We start from the raw sequence: 16,029 nt of genomic DNA, 5'->3' as shown, positions 1-16,029 counted from the left end.
CGGCGAGGCACCCACGGCAAGCCTCGACGCAGCGGCTCGGAACACCGACGCCGTAGACGATGCCGTGCGCGCGGACAGCGCCGCGGGCGTATCCGACCCTTCCCCCGCGACGCCCGAACCGACCGCCCCGCTGTCCACCACGGACGACGCCGCGGGCACGGACCGGTCCGTCACATCCGATACCGCCGAGTCAGCTGCGGATAACAGCGTTGTCGCCGATCCTGCGGCGGTTGATGACGAAGTTGTCGCGTCCGAAGTAGCGAATGGGATTGCGCCGCCTGGTGAGTCCGACACCGCCGAGTCCACGACGGCCGTCGACGGTGCTGCCGAGCCCGTGTCGGCTGATGACGGTCTTGCCGGGTCCGCGTCGGCCGCCGACGCCCCCGCGAAGTCGGTGGTGGTAGATGACGGTGCCGCCGGAACCATGGCGGCCGATGAGGATGCGCCGGCGAGTGCGTCCGATACCGCCGAGTCAGCGGCGGCTGATGACGTCACTGCCGGGTCCGGTGCAGTCGGTGAGGGTGTGCAGCCGAGTGCGGCTGTGTCGGGTGCAGGTGCCGCGGATGACACCACGCGCTCGGAACCGTCGGATGTGACCGGCGCTGCCGGGTCCGTGTCGGACGCCTCGCCGGAAGTGGGTGCGGTGGGGTCGGATACGGATGCTGTGGACGATGATGTGCGTGCGGAGGGCTCCGGCGGGGCGGGGTCCGGTTCGGGGAGTGGGGAGGTTGCGGAGGCTGTGGCTGAGGTGGGGGCTGTGGTGTCCGAGGTTCGGGAGGGCGAGGAGTCGGGGGGCGCTCGGGACGCGGGGCAGTACAGCGATGGGTGGGGTGTTTCGGCGGTGCGGGTGGAGCATGGCGAGTCCGGGTCGGCGGGGGAGCGCTGAGCGCCGAGGGAGCGGGTGCCGATCCGTTCGAGACGGCGGCGCTACGCGCGGGGGTGCTGGCGGCCTGGCGGGATTCGCCGACACGGCTGCGGGAAGACGCCGCCACCGAGGCCGACCTGGTACGTGCCGGTTACCGTGATCGCCTGCTGACCGAGCTGGCGCAGAATGCCGCCGATGCCGCGGCCAAGGCGGCGGTGCCCGGCCGGCTCGTGGTGCGGCTCGCGGGCACCGACCTGCATATCGCCAATACCGGTGTCCCGCTGGATATCTCGGGCGTGCACGCGCTGACGGCGTTGCGCGTATCGGCGAAACCGGGCGCCGCGTCGTCGGTGGGCAGGTTCGGAGTGGGTTTCACCGCCGTGCTCGCCGTCGGCGACGAGATCGAATTCCGGTCCACCACCGGATCGGTGCGCTTCTCCCGTTCCGAGACCTGGAACGAATTGCGCGGTAACGACATTCGCCTCCCCGACGACACCGACTTCGTCCCACCGGCCCTGCGGCTGGCCTGGCCGAGCGCCACGGCTCCCGCCTCGGGTTACGACAGCGAGATCGTGATCCGGTTGCGCCCCGACGTCGACGCACCGGAACTCCTCGCCGCGATGCGCGCCGAGGCGGCCGACCTGCTCCTGGAACTACCCGCGCTGCAACTCATCCGGATCGGCGACGACGAAATCACCAGCGCCGTAACCACACTCGATTCAGGTGTGCGGGAACTGCGGATCACCGGCCCCGGCCGGGACGAGACCTGGTGGCAGTACTCCACCGGCCGCTCACGCTGGCTGCTTCCCGTGCGCGACGGCCGTCCGCACCCCGTGGAACCGGATGTCCTGCGCGCCCCCACCCGCTCCGACGAAGAACTCTCCGTCCCCGCTCTGCTCATCGCCGACATTCCGATGCAACCGGACCGCCGCCGCGTGCTGCCGGGCGCGCGGATAGCCGAATTGGCCGACGGCTACGCCGATTTCGCGCGCGCCCTGCCGCCGCGCGACCGCCTGGTCCTGGTGCCCGCACCCGGCTTCGCCCGCAGCGAGACCGACGGACTGCTGCGCGAGGCCCTGACCGCCGAACTCCGCACCGCATCCTGGCTGCCCGTGGTCGACGAGCACGGCCGGTCCCGGCCGGAGACCACCGCCGCACCGCAGCGCGCGAGCGTATTCACCGGTGTCACAGCGGAATTGGCCACACTCCTGGCGGATGTCATCGGCCCGCTGGTCATTCCGGAGCTGTCCGGTCGAACGGCGTCGGAGGCGCTGGCCGTGCTCGACGTGCACCGCATCGGCCTGGCCCGGATAGCGGAGTTGTCGATCGGCCTGGAACGTCCTCCGCAGTGGTGGTATTCGCTCTACGACGCGCTGGAGCCCTTCGTCGCCGATCCGCTGGCGGTCGAGGAACTGGGCGCGCTGGCGGTCCCGCTGGCCGACGGGCGTCTCGTCACCGGCCCGCGCACGGTGGTGCTGGATGACCGGCTGGCCGTGCCGATTCCCGTGCGATGGGCACGCCTGGTGCACCCCGAGGCCGCACACGAACTGCTGGCCCGGCTGGGCGCCCGCCCGGTCACGGCCGGGGACCTGCTCGCGGACCCGGCGCTGCGAGCGGAACTGGAACACGAGCCGGGCGACCCCGAAACCGTCGACGCCGTACTGGGTTTGGCCGCGCAGCTGACCTCGGCCACCGGCCCCGACGCGGCCGGTCTGCCGTCCTGGCTGGGCCTGCTCGAGCTGCCCGACGACACCGGCGTCACCCTGCCCGCGGATGAACTGTTGCTGCCCGGCGCCCCGCTGGCCGCGGTGCTGGTGCCCGATTCCCCGTTCGGCACGGTGGATTCCGAGTTCGCCGAGCGCCACGGCGCCGCGCCGCTGCGCGCCGTGGGTGTCGGCTGGGGCTTCACCGTCGTCTCCGAGAGCGACCCCACGGGCCCGGATCATCAACTCGACGACGAAGAGCACTGGTGGGCGAGCCTGCCGGAGGACCCGCCGGAGTTCGCCGCCGTCCGAGACCTGGACCTGGTGGACGACGCCGCGTGGCCGAATGCCTTGCGGCTGTTGCTGTCCGAGCCGGCGACCCGCCGCCTGCTCGCCGACCCCGACGGCTACACCGCCTGGTGGCTGCGCCGCCACGCCCACATCGACGGCCGGCCGCTCGGCCTGTTCCGCGCGCCCGACGACCCGGTATTCGCCGACCTGCTACCGGATCCGGCCGGATTCACCCCCGCCGAGCTCGATACCCTGCGCGCGGTCCTGGCCGATCCGGAAACCATCACACCGGACCTGGCCACCGCGCTGCTGGACGCCCTCGCCGATCCGAGCCTGACGCCCTCGCCCGCCGCGATCGCCACGGCCCACCGCCGCCTCGCCGCCGTGCTGGACCGGCTGGACCTCGATGAACTAGCCCTCCCCGAGCGCGTGCGCGCACTGTCGGGCACGGTGATCGACCCCGCCGAAGCCTTGGTGCTGGACCATCCCTGCTACGGCCTGGCCATCCCCCCGAACCGCTTGGTAGCCGGGGACATCGACACCGCCCCCGCGCTGGCCACCCTCCTCGACCTGCCGTTGGTATCGGAGGCCGTCACCGCCGAAGTGCTCGGCGAAGGCACGCTGACCAGCTGGGCAGCCGAACCGCTCGGCGTCGTCCTGCGCCTGCAATCCGGCCACCCCACCCCCGACGGCCCCTTGGTCCTGCACAACCGCCTCCGAGTCCGCCTGTCCGGGGCCTACGAGGCCACCGTCGACGTCCCCTGGTGGACCGACGGCGACACCACCCACCTGCGCCGTCACCCGGTCGACGACCTGCCGCAGTAGCCGAAACCTCTTCGGCGACTACGGGTTTCAGGCGCTGTAAGAGGTGATCATCTCCGCCAGGACATCCAGTTGCCCGCGCACCGCGGCACTGTCGTTGTCCACCAGCCACCGCAACACGATCCCGTCGATCACCGACAACGTGAATCGGCTCAGCGTCGGGACGGGCACGCGCCACTCGGTCCCGGTCGCGTCACGGGCGTGCTCGAGCACATCCCCGACGGTGGAATCGTTGAAGGCGTACTGCTCGCGGGCGATGGCGAGTTTCGCCGGTGTCTGTTCGCTTTCGCGCAGCGCGTAGGTCGTGGTTTCGTAGGTCAGCAACTGTCGTTCTGGCGTGGCTTCGATGTTCAACCACAGAAGTTCGAGGCTTGCGCGCACCAAACTTTGAAGCGATTCTTTTCCACTTCCGACGTCCTGCCAGACCGTTTCGTTGGTCTCCACGGAATCGCGTAATTCCATCGACAACGCCTTGACCAACTCGGTCATCAGCGCGTCCTTGTTTTCGAAACAGTAATGCACCACACCGAGCGAAACTCCGGCTGCCTGAGCCACATCGCGTGTGGTCACACCAGCTACACCCTTTTTTTCGGCGAGTCCGATGGCCGCCTCGATAAGGTGGGCTCGACGTTCTTCGACGCTCAATCGGGAGGACACTCAACGCAGTTAAGCGGGAATGAGCCGTGCAGTCAATTCGCGTGCCGCGGAAGGCGTTCATGGACGCATGACCAAGAGGTGAGTTGAAACGCTTACAGTCCCGTCTGGGCGCCCTTGTCGCCCCGCCGCGCACCGCGGCGCTGGATGGCGAAGATGGTGTATCCGAGCAATCCGACCGCCAAGCCCATCAGGCAGACCGGCCGCGCATCGGCCCAATCGCCGTTGACCCACACCAGCACCGTCGCGACGGCCCACAGCACCGACCCGACCGCCAGCACGGGACGCGGGTCGGTCAGCCGCGGCGGAATCTCCGGCACTTTCTGGATCACGTTGTCCACCATACGGCGTGAACACGCGTCTCCTGTCTGAGCCGTCCCGTATCGTTTGGCTCTGTGACAACGCCTTCCGACATACGTGCGCTGGCGGCCGAACTCTCGCTGACGGTCGTGCGTCTGACGCGACATCTACGGGGCCGCCGTGCCGATGCGCAGATTTCGCTGACCCAGCTGTCGGCGCTGGCGACACTGAACCGCGAGGGTGCGATGACGCCGGGGGCCCTGGCCGCGAAGGAAAGGGTGCAGCCGCCGTCGATGACGCGCGTGATCGCCTCCCTGGCGGAACTGCAACTGGTGAAACGGGACCCGCACCCCACCGACGGCCGTCAGATCATCGTCTCGCTGTCGGAGGCCGGCCGGGCGCTGATCCAGGACGAGAACAGTGCCCGCGAGGCCTGGATGACCGAGCAGTTGGCCGGGCTGAGTTCCGACCAGCTGCGGGTGCTCGACGACGCCGTCGACATCATGAAACAGATTGTGGCCGAATCCGAATAGCCCTCAGCGGGCGAACGCTCCCTCGCTGGGCACGATCTCGCGCCCGAGCGGCATCAGCGACACGGGGATGAGCTTGAGATTGGCCCAGCCGAACGGGATCCCGATGATCGAGACGAACAGCGGGATGCTGGTGAGCAGGTGTCCCAGTGCCAGCCACCACCCGGCGAAGATGACCCAGACGACATTGCCGACCAGGGACGGCGCCCCGGCATCCGGCCGCGCCACGACTTCCCGCCCGAACGGCCACAGCACGTAAGCCGCGATGCGGAACGACGCGATGCCGAACGGGATCGTGACGATCAGGATGCAGCAGACGATGCCTGCCAGCAGGTAGCCCACGGCCATCCAGAAACCGGCGAACACCAGCCACAGCACATTCAGGACGAACCGGATCAGGGTCACGCCTCCAGCATGCCAGGCCCGCGAGCGCCCGGCTACCGTCGCCACCATCCGCTGTTCGCGCACCGTTGATCAGAAGAACCAGCCCAGCTCCGCCGCCCGGTCCGCGGCGAAGGCCGCGTCGAGTGCGTGCACGTGGCCGGAATCCTTGGCCCGCAGCCGGTTTGCCGCCGCGAACGCGCGGGCGGGGTGCGCACCCAGATACATGCTGCCGAGCACGTCGATGCCGAGTTCGACATCGGGCGCCCCGGTGGCGGGCTCGCATGCGGCGACACCATCGCGCACGCGCAGGGCGAAGGTCCCGCCGGCGGCGCCGAACGGGTCGTGTACCTGCAGTACGAGGTTCAGATCACCGCTGTACTCGCGGGCCGACAGCGCGGCCGGGACGTCCATGACCCGCAGCCACAGCCCGTCCCAGCGTCCGGTGGTACGGACCAGTCGCGGGTCCGTGAGCAGGTACGGCAGCGGGTCGTCGGTGCCGAGGGTGGCCTCCACGGTGCGGACCAGGTCGAGGCCGAGCAGCACGCGCCAGAGCGCGGCGTGCGCCTCGGTGGTGACCGCTCGCAACTCGAGGACGTCGACTCCCAGCCCGGCCTCGGACCGTTCGTGCCGATACAGCGCGTACCCGTCGGCGTGGACGAGTGCGAACAGTCCCCGCGCGGCGCCGAAACGCGCGAGCTTCAGCTGCCACGCCGGATGCGGCTGCTCCTGAGCGCCGGGAGTCAGTCGTCGCCAGCGGTCGTAGAGACGGGTGACGGCCACGGCCACGTCGTCGTTCATCGGGGTCAGCTCTACGCCGCCGGGATCCGGTGTGGTGGGCCGGAATTCGGCGAACCGGCGGTCGATCGACACCCGGTTCTCGATGACGGCGGGACCGTATCCGAAGCGGCCGTAGATGGTGCCCTCGCTGGCGGTGAAGATGGTGAGCGGCAACCCCGCGGCCTCGGCCCGCCGGTGCATCTCGGTGTACATCGCGCGCAGGATGCCGCGACGCCGGTGCGTGGGCGCCACCGCAACGCCCGCGACGCCGTTCGCCGGTACGGTGCGTCCGCCCGGCACCGTGAGTGTCATGGTGGTGTCCTGGGTGTGGCCGACGATCCGGTCACCCGCGACGGCCACGATCCGGCGCTCGAGCGGGAACAGTCTCGGGCTCTGCTCGGTGAAGGCCCGCTCCATCTCGGGTTCCGGTGGACCGCCGAACGCATTGATCAGCAGTGCCCCGGTCGCGGCCAGATCCGCCTCGGTCGGCGTCCTCAGGGTGATGTCGGATGCGATCGCCATGGGTCGACGATCGCACGCGCACCCGCGCCGACGCACCCGATTAACGCGCCGGCGCCTCGTTCCGGAGCGCGGAGTGGCCGGACTCCGATGTCGTACGGGCCCCGTTGCCCGCACTGGCCACCCCGCGCGTCCGAAAGCCGGGCCCGGCCCGCATCGGTGACCTGTCCGGCCTGTCGTCCCCTCCCAGCCGACAGTCCGGCGCGACGCGGGCCGGGTGTGCGAGGTTTCGCCCTCGCGGAAACTACTGTGCGCGAGCGGGCTTCCCGTCCGCTTAACAACCGCTTGTCGGTCGAATCGGACGCCGCTCGGGTCGGGCTGCGCTCGAATCGAACAGTGCGGCAAGTATGTTGGCGGCTACTCGGCTGAGCTGTCGCGCTCGGCCGCGGCCTTTCGCCGCCGCCTGCGGGCCGATGCGGTGCGTTCGATGCGCGGATCCTCTTCTACCGCATAATGTTTCACGTACTCACCGAGAAATGCCTGCACGGTCGCGGTCGCCGGGATGGCCAACAGCGCACCCACCGCGCCGAGCAGCGCGCCACCGGCCAGCACCGCCAGCAGCGCGATGGCCGCGTGCACGTCGACCGTGCGCTGGGTGATCCGCGGTTGCAGTAGATAGTCCTGGAACCACTGGTAGACGATCGAGAACAGCACGATCCACACCGCGTCGATCGGCCGGATGGTCAGCGCCACCAGCACCGGCAGCACGCCCGCGATATAGGTCCCGACGGTCGGCACGAACGAGGCGATCACACCGAACCAGACGCCCAGCGCCACCGCGTTCGGCAGTCCCAGAACCGCCAAGAACGCGCCGTGCGCGACCGCGGAGATCACCGCCAGCAGAGCGCGGGAGTACAGGTAGCCGCCGGTCTTCTCGATCGCCAGATCCCAGGCGTGCAGCACGGTGTCCTGCCGTTCCGGTGGCAGCAGCGAGCACAGCGCGCGGCGCAGCCGGGGGCCGTCCGCGGTCAGGTAGACGCTGAACAGCGCGATGGTCAGGAACTGGGCGAGCCCGCCGAGGATGGTGCTCGACACGCCCCACACGTTGTTCGCCGCCCGCGAGGCGTAGCCGTTGATGATGTCGGAGTCACGCAGCAGCCGGTCGGACAGCTCGTGCAGCGTGAAATTCTGGTGGAACGTGCGGTTGACCCAGTCGACGAGGTCGTTGATCAGCTGCGGCGCCTCGTTCGCCAGGTTGCTCACGGTCTCCACCAGCAGCGTCGCGAGCGCCGCGATAAAGCCTGCGACGCAGGCGAATACGGCGACGAACACCAGACCGGTGGCCAGGCCCCGGGGCATGCCGCGGCCCACCAGGACACCGACCGCGGGCTCCATCGCCAGCGACACGAAGAACGCCACCAGCATGATGACGAGAATTCCCAGCAACCGGTGGAACGCCCAGTCCGCCAGTTCGAACAGGCCGAGGAACACGAAACCCAGCACCATCGCGCGCGGCAGCCAGGGCGGCATCCGGCGGTGTTCTCCCGCAGGTGGTTGCGCGGCCATGCCCTCAGTCTGGCCGATGCTCAGGCAATTTCCTGGTTACGACGCGAGATCAGGGCTCCGCGCGCTGATCGAGCACCATGCGCCTCGCCTCGACCAGGGTGTGCCGGGCCCGGCGGCGCATCCGGCAGATGTCGACGCCGCAGTCGAGATGGCGCTGCATGATGCGGTGGGCCTGCTCGGGGGAGAGCGGGCCGGGGTCGGTATGACAGGCCAGCACTCCGGGGACGCGATGGTCGACCATCGGCAATTCCATTGTCGGAAAAGAATATCGGTCGTCCGCGGCCCGCTCGGGGTCTCGGTGTTCGGTCATGGTCAGCTCCTGATGAACTCCGAGGTGCCGCGCGGTGGGCGGGTGGGCGACGGTGCGCCCGCCTCCGTCGGCTCGTGGCTGAGTTCCTCGCGGACCTCAGGGGAGGCCAGCTCCGCCCGCGCGCAGGCCCGCAGGAACTCGGTGGCGACCGCGCTCAGCGCCGGACTGGCGTGGCGGACCGCGGAGGTCAGTCGGATGCTGCGATACAGCAGCCCGGAATCGCGGTCGGCGGCATCCCATTCCGCGGCGTCGTCCTCGATGCGGTGACGCCACAGCAGCGCGGCGCGATGTTCGGAGATCCAGCCGGACAGGCGTTCCCAGCCGAGCAGGGTGTCGTGTACCAGCGTGGCGTGTCGGTAGTCGACGGTGATCAGGCGCTCGCGCACCAGCCGGTCGACCAGCCGCACGCCCGACACGGTCTGTCCGGCGATCCGGCGCAACTCCGCGCCCGCCAGCCGTCGGCGCGTGACACTGCCGTCGCGATGCACGGTGACCAGCGCGAGCAGCAGCTGGCGGGCATCGGCCTGCTGGTCGGGGGTCAGGCGGGTCCACGCCTGCTCGGCGACGGTGCGCACGGTGCGCTCCGGCCCGCCGACGCGGCGGTAGCCGGTGACGTCCAGCCGGTTGTCGGTGTGACGCGACCACATCGAGCGCATGGTGGCGTGCAGGACGGGGAGCGCACCGGGGTCGGCATGCTGACGGTCGGTGGGGTACCGGGGTGTCTCGAGCGCGGTGAGCAGCAGTTCCACCACTCCCGGGTCCACTGTCACGCCGCGCGTGCGCGGTGGTCCGGTGATCGCCGAGGTGAGTTCCTGGCGGGTCATCGGATTCAGCGTGAAACTGTTGTGCTGGATCGCGTGGGCGAGCCAGGGATACTGCGCACAGTCGGCCAGATGGTCGGACCGCACCGCGACGACGACCGAGCCGACGGCGCACAGCCGCTTCAACGACAGCAGAAAGCGTTCGCGCGCAGCGGGTTCCACGCTCGGATCGAACAGTTCCTCGAACTGGTCCACGATCAGCAGCGGGCGCCGGTCCGGCTGGATTCGGGTGTCCTCGTCGGCGTTGTCCGCGAAATCGGCTGTGTCGGTGAGGATTCGGGCCAAGGTGCGTTCCGGGTCGGCGCTGGGGTTCGTGATCGCCGTCGTCCATCGGTCCGTCTCGGTGGCCAGGACCGCGAGCAATCCCGCCCGCAGCAGCGACGACTTGCCGATGCCCGAGGCGCCGGTCAGCACCACGAGATCGGCCGATCGGTGCGGACTCGCCGACGCGCGCACCAACTCCAGCAGCGCGGCCAGTGCCCGCTGCCTGCCGAAGAACACCGACTCGTGCTCCTCTCGATACGCGCCGGAGTCGGGGTAGAGCTGTGCCGCCGGGACGACGGGCTCCCCGATCGGCGCCGTGCGGGCCGCCGCCCACAGCGACCGCCAGGCCCGCAGATGCGCCGCCTCGCCGGGGGTGCCGCCGCGCCGCCGGGCCCGCGCGTGCAAGACCTGCAATACCGGAAGCAGCGATTCGAACTTGGCGGGCACGTTGCGCCCGCTCATCCAGTCGCTGATGCGCTGGGCCGAGGCGAGCGCCGAACGCCCCTGACCGCTGCCCTCCTCGGCTCGCTGCTGCGCCAGCATCGCGACATTCCGCAGCGAGGGCGCCCCCGCGGCCCGGTGCAGAGCGCCCAGCCGTCGCGCGAACTCGTGTCGCGCGGATCTGCTGTGGCTCTCGTGGTGGACGCTGATGGTTGCCGACTTCATATGTTCCCCCGAACGGTTCCGCAAGACCGATCCGCCAACCGCCGATCGATCGTTTGACCTCTACATCCGGTTAGACGGAACCCGCCCGGCTTCAGTTCCCTGTCCGGACAGGATTTTTCCAGTCTGTGCGCTCGCGAGCCGGATCGCCTCCTGCTACGGAATGATTCTGTGCGCGGGCGCCCGGAACGCACCGAGGCCCGCCTCCTCATCGGAAGCGGGCCTCGGTGCGAGCGGAATCGTGAAAACGGCTCAGCGGCCGTCGATGTCGCCGTAATCGCGCGCGCCGTAGCCGGTGTAGATCTGGCGGGGGCGGCCGATCTTGATGGGCTCGGTGTGCAGTTCGCGCCAGTGCGCGATCCAGCCGGGAAGGCGGCCCATCGCGAACAGGACGGTGAACATGCGGGTGGGGAAGCCCATGGCGCGGTAGATGACGCCGGTGTAGAAGTCCACGTTCGGGTAGAGGCGACGCTCGACGAAGTAGTCGTCGGTGAGCGCGGCCTCCTCGAGGGCCTTGGCGATGTCGAGCAGCGGGTCCTGCACGCCGAGCTTGCCGAGGATCTGGTCGGCGGTCTTCTTGACGATGGTGGCGCGCGGGTCGTAGTTGCGGTAGACGCGGTGCCCGAAGCCCATCAGCTTCACGCCGTCTTCCTTGTTCTTGACCTTGCGGATGAATTCCTTCACATCACCGCCGCCGGCCTTGATCTCGTCGAGCATCTCCAGCACGGCCTGGTTGGCGCCGCCGTGCAGCGGGCCCCACAGCGCGTTGATGCCGCCGGACACCGAGGTGAACAGGTTGGCGTCCGACGAGCCCACCAGGCGCACGGTGGAGGTGGAGCAGTTCTGCTCGTGGTCGGCGTGCAGGATCAGCAGCATGTCCAGCGCGGCGGCGACCTCGGGGTCGACCTCGTAGGGTTCGGCCGGGAAGCCGAAGGTCATCCGCAGGAAGTTCTCCACCAGCGACAGCGAGTTGTCGGGGTAGAGGAACGGCTGGCCGACCGACTTCTTGTACGAGTACGCCGCGATGGTGGGCAGCTTGGCCAGCAGTCGGATGGTGGACAGCTCGACCTGCTCCGGATCACGGGGGTCCAGCGAGTCCTGGTAATAGGCCGACAGCGCGTTCACCGCGGACGACAGCACCGGCATGGGGTGCGCGTTGCGCGGGAAGCCGTCGAAGAACCGCTTCAGATCCTCGTGCAGCAGGGTGTGCCGCCGGATCCGGTCGGTGAAGTCGTCGAGCTGGGCCTGGGTCGGCAGCTCGCCATAGATCAGCAGGTAGCTGACCTCGATGAAGTTCGAGCCGGCGGCCAGCTGCTCGATCGGGTAGCCACGGTAGCGGAGGATGCCGGCCTCGCCGTCGATGTAGGTGATCGACGATTTGGTCGGCGCGGTGTTGGTGAAACCGGGGTCGTAGGTGACGTATCCGGTGCTGGCCAGCAGCTTGCCCAGTTCGATCCCGTCGTTGCCCTCGGCGGCCTTGGCGACCGTCATGGCGTAATCCCCACCGGGGTAGGACAGTACCGGCTTGGCGTCGTCGTCGACGTTGATGATGTTCTCAGCGGGCACGGAAGGATCCCTCTCAGGCTAGAACCGTAGGCACCGACGCGGTCGGCGTGCGATGCGCCTACCTCAACGCTAGTCGCTGGGTGGTGCAGGTGATCAGCGAGGGTCGGCGTTAACTACCTCACGGTCACTTGTCTGCGAGGTGAGCCGGACCGTGTCGGCATGATAATGGCGCAGTCTCCCCGGGACGACCGTACGGTCTGCGCCGTGCGGGTGATTATCGCAGGCCGGAGTGTCGCTAGGGCGCCGGGACCTCGGCGTGCGCGCGAGGGACCCGATACCGCACGAACGCCGGGAGCGCCGCGGCGGCGATCACCACCCCGATCACCACGAGCACTCCGCCGCCGGCCGCGGCCACGGCGGTTCCCAGCGCGGCGGCCGCGAAACCGTGGGCAACATCACCGATCCGCGGCCCGCCCGCGACCACCACGATGAACACGCCCTGCAGCCGGCCGCGCATCTCGTCGGTCGCCACCTGCTGCAGCATGGTCGTCCGCAGCGCGGCCGAGAACATGTCGACCGCGCCGCCGAAGGCCAAGCAGGCCAGCGCGATCCACAATCCGGTGCGGACGGGCAGGCTGTGTCCCGCGGCGCCGACCGCCACCCCGAACCCGACCATCGCCAGCCCCCACAGCGCGATGCACACCACCACGGCCAGTCCCTGCCGCCGGACGTGGCTCAGCCAGCCGGAGAACACCCCGCCCGCGACCGCGCCCGCCGAGATCGCCGCGAACAGCAGGCCCAGCGCGACGCCGCCACCGGCCGGGTCGCCGAAGCTGTCACGGGCGATCTGCGGGAACAGCGCGCGGGGCATGCCGAACACCATCGCGATGATGTCGACCGCGAACGAGGCCAGCAGGATGCGCTGGCTCGCCAGATAGGTGAACCCCTCGATGACGGTGCGCAGCCCGGCCCGCCGCTGCGTGCCCGTCGGCGGCACCGCGGGCAGCCGCCACACCGCCCACAGCGTGGCCAGCAGCGCCACGGCGTCGAGCAGATACAGCGTGCGCAGTCCGGCCACCGGGATCAGCGCGCCGGCCAGCACCGGTCCGGCGATCGCGCCGAACTGCATGACCGTCATGTTGAGCGAATTGGCCGCCGGCAGCAGTTCCGCCGGGAGCAGCCGGGGGAAGATCGCCGCCCGGGTGGGCTGGTTGACCGCGAAGAACGCCTGCTGCACCGCGAACAGGCCCAGCACCAGCCACACGTTGTTCAGTCCCGCCGCGGCCTGCGCCCAGAACGCGAGCGCGGTCAGGCCGGTGCCGACGCTGGTGATCAGTAGCAGCTTGCGCCGATCCATCACATCGGCCAGCGCCCCGCCCCACAGGCCGAAGGCGACCAGCGGCACCAGGCCGAACAACCCGGCCATGCCGACATACCCTGAGCTGCCGGTGATTTCGAAGATCTGCTGCGGCACCGCCACCACGGACAGTTGCGCGCCGATCACCGTGACGATGCCCGTGACCCACAGGCGGCGATAGTCCCGATCGTGTAGCGGAGCGGTGTCCGCGAGGAGCTTCACCGAGGGAAGGGTATCGGTGCGATCAGTGCCACGGTCACCGATTTTCGGTGAGTCATCCCATGATTACAAGGCTTGTGGTCAGGGCTGCAGGCGCTCGATCTTCATCGCGGAGGGATCGGTATTGCCCGCCTCCAGCAGCATCCGGATCCGGTTGTGCAGCCGGCTGCGCCGACCCTGCCAGAACTCGACCTGTTCGGGACGCAGCAGATAGCCGCCCCAGTTCGCGGGCACCGGAAGTTGTTCCACGCCCTCGAACCGGGCGGTGACGTCGGTCAGCGTCTTGTCCAGGTCCGCCCGGGAGGCGATCGGCCGCGACTGCTGCGACGCCCACGCGCCCAGCTGCGAATTGCGGGGGCGCGATCGCCAGTACACGGAGGTCACCTCCGAGGGCACGGTCGTGACGGGGCCGCGGAGCGTCACCTGACGGCCGAGCGCGGGCCAAGCGAAGGTGATCGAGGCGTGCGGGACCGCCGCGAGCTGGTTGCCCTTGGCGGAGTCGTAATTGGTGTAGAAAGTCACACCCTCGCTCGACAGTCCCTTGCACAGCACGGTCCGCGAGGCCGGGCGCGGGCCGGCGTCGGTGAGTTCCACGGTGGCCAGCACCATCGCGTTGGGCTCGGCGATACCGGCGCGGGTGGCCTGTTCGATCCAGTTGCGCAGCAGCGGTTCCCAGCCCTCGACCAGCCACGACTCGTCCAGATCCGGGTCGCCGCCGTACTCGGCCCGCATGGCCGCGATATCCAGCTGCGCCCGCAGCGCCGGGTCGATTCCGGCGGCCTCGGGCCGCGCCGCTGCCCCAGGTGAATTCTGCTCGTCGCGCATGGGCCAGACGTTACTCCGGGGTAGTCGAAGGACTAAGGTTCTTACTGATCGACGCGCGCGTCCGGCTTGTCGGAACAGGCCGCGGCCGGCGACGTCGCATCGGATTCGGCGGGAGTGGGGAGCCCTTCGGGGGAGAGCGTGTGAGGGCACGCGAAACCGCACGAGCGCCGGATCGAATACCGCGTGGCCGCCCGCATCGTGCGGCCCGAATTGCAAGGAGCGTCACAACATGACTGCCAGTGCTGCGGCTTCTACCGGCCCCGCCGTACCCCCCGATTTCGTCAGCGGTTTGGAAGGCGTGGTGGCTTTCACCACCGACATCGCCGAACCCGACAAGGACGGTGGCGCGCTGCGCTACCGGGGCGTCGACATCGAGGACCTGGTCGCGAACAAGGTGACCTTCGGCGATGTGTGGGCGCTGCTGGTCGACGGCGAGTTCGGGCGGGGCCTACCACCGGCCGAGCCGTTCCCGCTGCCGGTGCACACCGGCGACGTCCGGGTCGATGTGCAGGCCGGGCTGGCCATGCTCGCGCCGATCTGGGGCTATCAGCCGCTGCTCGACATCGACGACGACACCGCGCGGGAGAACCTGGCGCGCGCCTCGGTGATGGCGCTGTCCTATGTGGCGCAGTCCGCGCGCGGCATCTACCAGCCCGCGGTGCCGCAGCGGAAGATCGACGAGTGCGAGACCATCACCGAACGGTTCATGGTCCGCTGGCAGGGAGACCCGGATCCGCGCCACATCGACGCCATCGACGCCTACTGGGTGTCGGCCGCCGAGCACGGCATGAACGCCTCCACCTTCACCGCCCGCGTCATCGCCTCCACCGGCGCGGACGTCGCGGCGTGCCTGTCCGGCGCGATCGGCGCCATGTCGGGCCCGCTGCACGGCGGCGCCCCGGCGCGCGTGCTCCCGATGATCGAACAGGTCGAGAAGACCGGGGACGCACGGGCATTGGTCAAGGGCATCCTGGACCGCAAGGAGAAGCTGATGGGCTTCGGGCACCGGGTGTACCGGGCCGAGGACCCGCGCGCCCGGGTGCTGCGCGCCACCGCCGAGCGGCTGGGCGCTCCGCGCTTCGAGGTGGCCGCGGCGCTGGAGCAGGCCGCGCTCGCGGAACTGCGGGAGCGGCGTCCCGACCGTGCCATCGAGACCAACGTCGAATTCTGGGCCGCGGTGATCCTGGACTTCGCCGAGGTGCCGGCGCACATGATGCCCGCGATGTTCACCTGTGGCCGCACGGCCGGCTGGTGCGCGCACGTGCTGGAGCAGAAGAAGCTGGGCAAGCTGGTCCGCCCGGCCGCCATCTACACCGGCCCGGACCCGCGCCCGGCGGATTCGGTCACGGGCTGGGAGAACGTGGCGCGCAAGTAGTTTCGGCGCCGGTCACGTCTCGGCGGAGGCCTCCCAGTCCACCGCGACCGACTCGCCCCGGTCCACGGTGAAGAACGCGACCTCCAGATGTCTGCCCAGGTCCACCAGTTCGATCGACGGGAGCGGGACGGGCTGCACGATGCGCACCCGCCACGGTTGCGGTTCGTCCCACGCCCGCAGTTCCAGGTCCAGCCGCAGGACCGGATCGTTGGGGGGGGGGGGGGGGGGGGGGGGGGGGGGGGGGGGGGGGGGGCCGGGGCGGGGGGGGGGGGGGCGGGGGGGGGGGGGGTGGGTATGGTTGAAACAAGGAGGGCCCCGCGCCGCCCGGGGCCGAAGCG

Annotated in this window: 13 protein-coding genes and 1 pseudogene; 3 read left to right on the top strand and 11 right to left on the bottom strand. The window is 69.8% G+C overall.

All coding sequences use genetic code 11. The features are described 5' to 3' along the window. The first annotated feature begins 939 nt into the window (after positions 1-939). Positions 940-3,684 carry a sacsin N-terminal ATP-binding-like domain-containing protein gene (locus QH470_RS05365; protein WP_280271155.1) on the top strand — a complete coding sequence of 915 codons (2,745 nt, stop codon included), beginning with the start codon at positions 940-942 and terminating at the stop codon, positions 3,682-3,684. Between the two features lie 27 nt (positions 3,685-3,711). Here QH470_RS05365 and QH470_RS05360 read toward each other — a convergent pair whose 3' ends face one another. Next, the gene (locus tag QH470_RS05360; RefSeq protein WP_280271137.1) at positions 3,712-4,326 is read right to left on the bottom strand and encodes a TetR/AcrR family transcriptional regulator; all 615 of its coding nucleotides are present in this window, start codon (positions 4,324-4,326) and stop codon (positions 3,712-3,714) included. 104 nt (positions 4,327-4,430) lie between these two features. After that, positions 4,431-4,679 (bottom strand): DUF2530 domain-containing protein, encoded by a 249-nt coding sequence (locus QH470_RS05355; protein WP_280271136.1) that lies wholly within the window; start codon positions 4,677-4,679, stop codon positions 4,431-4,433. Positions 4,680-4,730: 51 nt separating this feature from the next. Between QH470_RS05355 and QH470_RS05350 the strand changes: the two genes are divergently transcribed. Continuing rightward, positions 4,731-5,168, top strand: coding sequence for a MarR family winged helix-turn-helix transcriptional regulator (locus QH470_RS05350; protein ID WP_280271135.1), 438 nt, complete (start codon positions 4,731-4,733; stop codon positions 5,166-5,168). Positions 5,169-5,171: 3 nt separating this feature from the next. On the opposite strand, the gene QH470_RS05345 is transcribed toward QH470_RS05350, so the two are convergent. The 8 genes from QH470_RS05345 to pdxH all read right to left on the bottom strand — a co-directional run bounded on the left by QH470_RS05345 (position 5,172) and on the right by pdxH (position 14,223). Beyond that, positions 5,172-5,561 carry a YccF domain-containing protein gene (locus QH470_RS05345; protein ID WP_425302610.1) on the bottom strand — a complete coding sequence of 130 codons (390 nt, stop codon included), beginning with the start codon at positions 5,559-5,561 and terminating at the stop codon, positions 5,172-5,174. Between the two features lie 78 nt (positions 5,562-5,639). Further along, positions 5,640-6,848, bottom strand: a complete 1,209-nt coding sequence (locus QH470_RS05340) for a GNAT family N-acetyltransferase (RefSeq protein WP_280271133.1) — start codon at positions 6,846-6,848, stop codon at positions 5,640-5,642. A 354-nt stretch (positions 6,849-7,202) separates the two neighbouring features. Then, positions 7,203-8,351 carry an AI-2E family transporter gene (locus QH470_RS05335; RefSeq protein WP_280271132.1) on the bottom strand — a complete coding sequence of 383 codons (1,149 nt, stop codon included), beginning with the start codon at positions 8,349-8,351 and terminating at the stop codon, positions 7,203-7,205. Between the two features lie 49 nt (positions 8,352-8,400). After that, on the bottom strand, positions 8,401-8,661 hold the full coding sequence (locus QH470_RS05330) for a hypothetical protein (RefSeq protein ID WP_280271131.1): 261 nt from the start codon (positions 8,659-8,661) through the stop codon (positions 8,401-8,403). 2 nt (positions 8,662-8,663) lie between these two features. Next, positions 8,664-10,412 (bottom strand): ATP-binding protein, encoded by a 1,749-nt coding sequence (locus QH470_RS05325; RefSeq protein ID WP_280271130.1) that lies wholly within the window; start codon positions 10,410-10,412, stop codon positions 8,664-8,666. 249 nt (positions 10,413-10,661) lie between these two features. Then, complete coding sequence (locus QH470_RS05320) at positions 10,662-11,975, bottom strand: citrate synthase (protein ID WP_280271129.1); 1,314 nt, start codon at positions 11,973-11,975, stop codon at positions 10,662-10,664. A gap of 235 nt (positions 11,976-12,210) precedes the next feature. Continuing rightward, on the bottom strand, positions 12,211-13,494 hold the full coding sequence (locus tag QH470_RS05315) for an MFS transporter (protein WP_280271128.1): 1,284 nt from the start codon (positions 13,492-13,494) through the stop codon (positions 12,211-12,213). 78 nt (positions 13,495-13,572) lie between these two features. Next, complete coding sequence (gene pdxH / locus QH470_RS05310; RefSeq protein ID WP_280271154.1) at positions 13,573-14,223, bottom strand: pyridoxamine 5'-phosphate oxidase; 651 nt, start codon at positions 14,221-14,223, stop codon at positions 13,573-13,575. A gap of 322 nt (positions 14,224-14,545) precedes the next feature. Between pdxH and QH470_RS05305 the strand changes: the two genes are divergently transcribed. Then, positions 14,546-15,691: a citrate synthase 2 gene (locus QH470_RS05305; protein ID WP_280271127.1), complete on the top strand. Its 1,146-nt coding sequence runs from the start codon at positions 14,546-14,548 to the stop codon at positions 15,689-15,691. 12 nt (positions 15,692-15,703) lie between these two features. Here QH470_RS05305 and QH470_RS05300 read toward each other — a convergent pair. After that, positions 15,704-16,029: pseudogene (locus QH470_RS05300) on the bottom strand (hypothetical protein); the annotation flags it as partial.

Source organism: Nocardia wallacei, from assembly GCF_029868745.1.
GTDB lineage: Bacteria > Actinomycetota > Actinomycetes > Mycobacteriales > Mycobacteriaceae > Nocardia > Nocardia wallacei_B.
The sequence above is the reverse complement of the archived record's forward strand: the minus strand, read 5'-3'. Positions and strand labels throughout refer to the sequence as shown.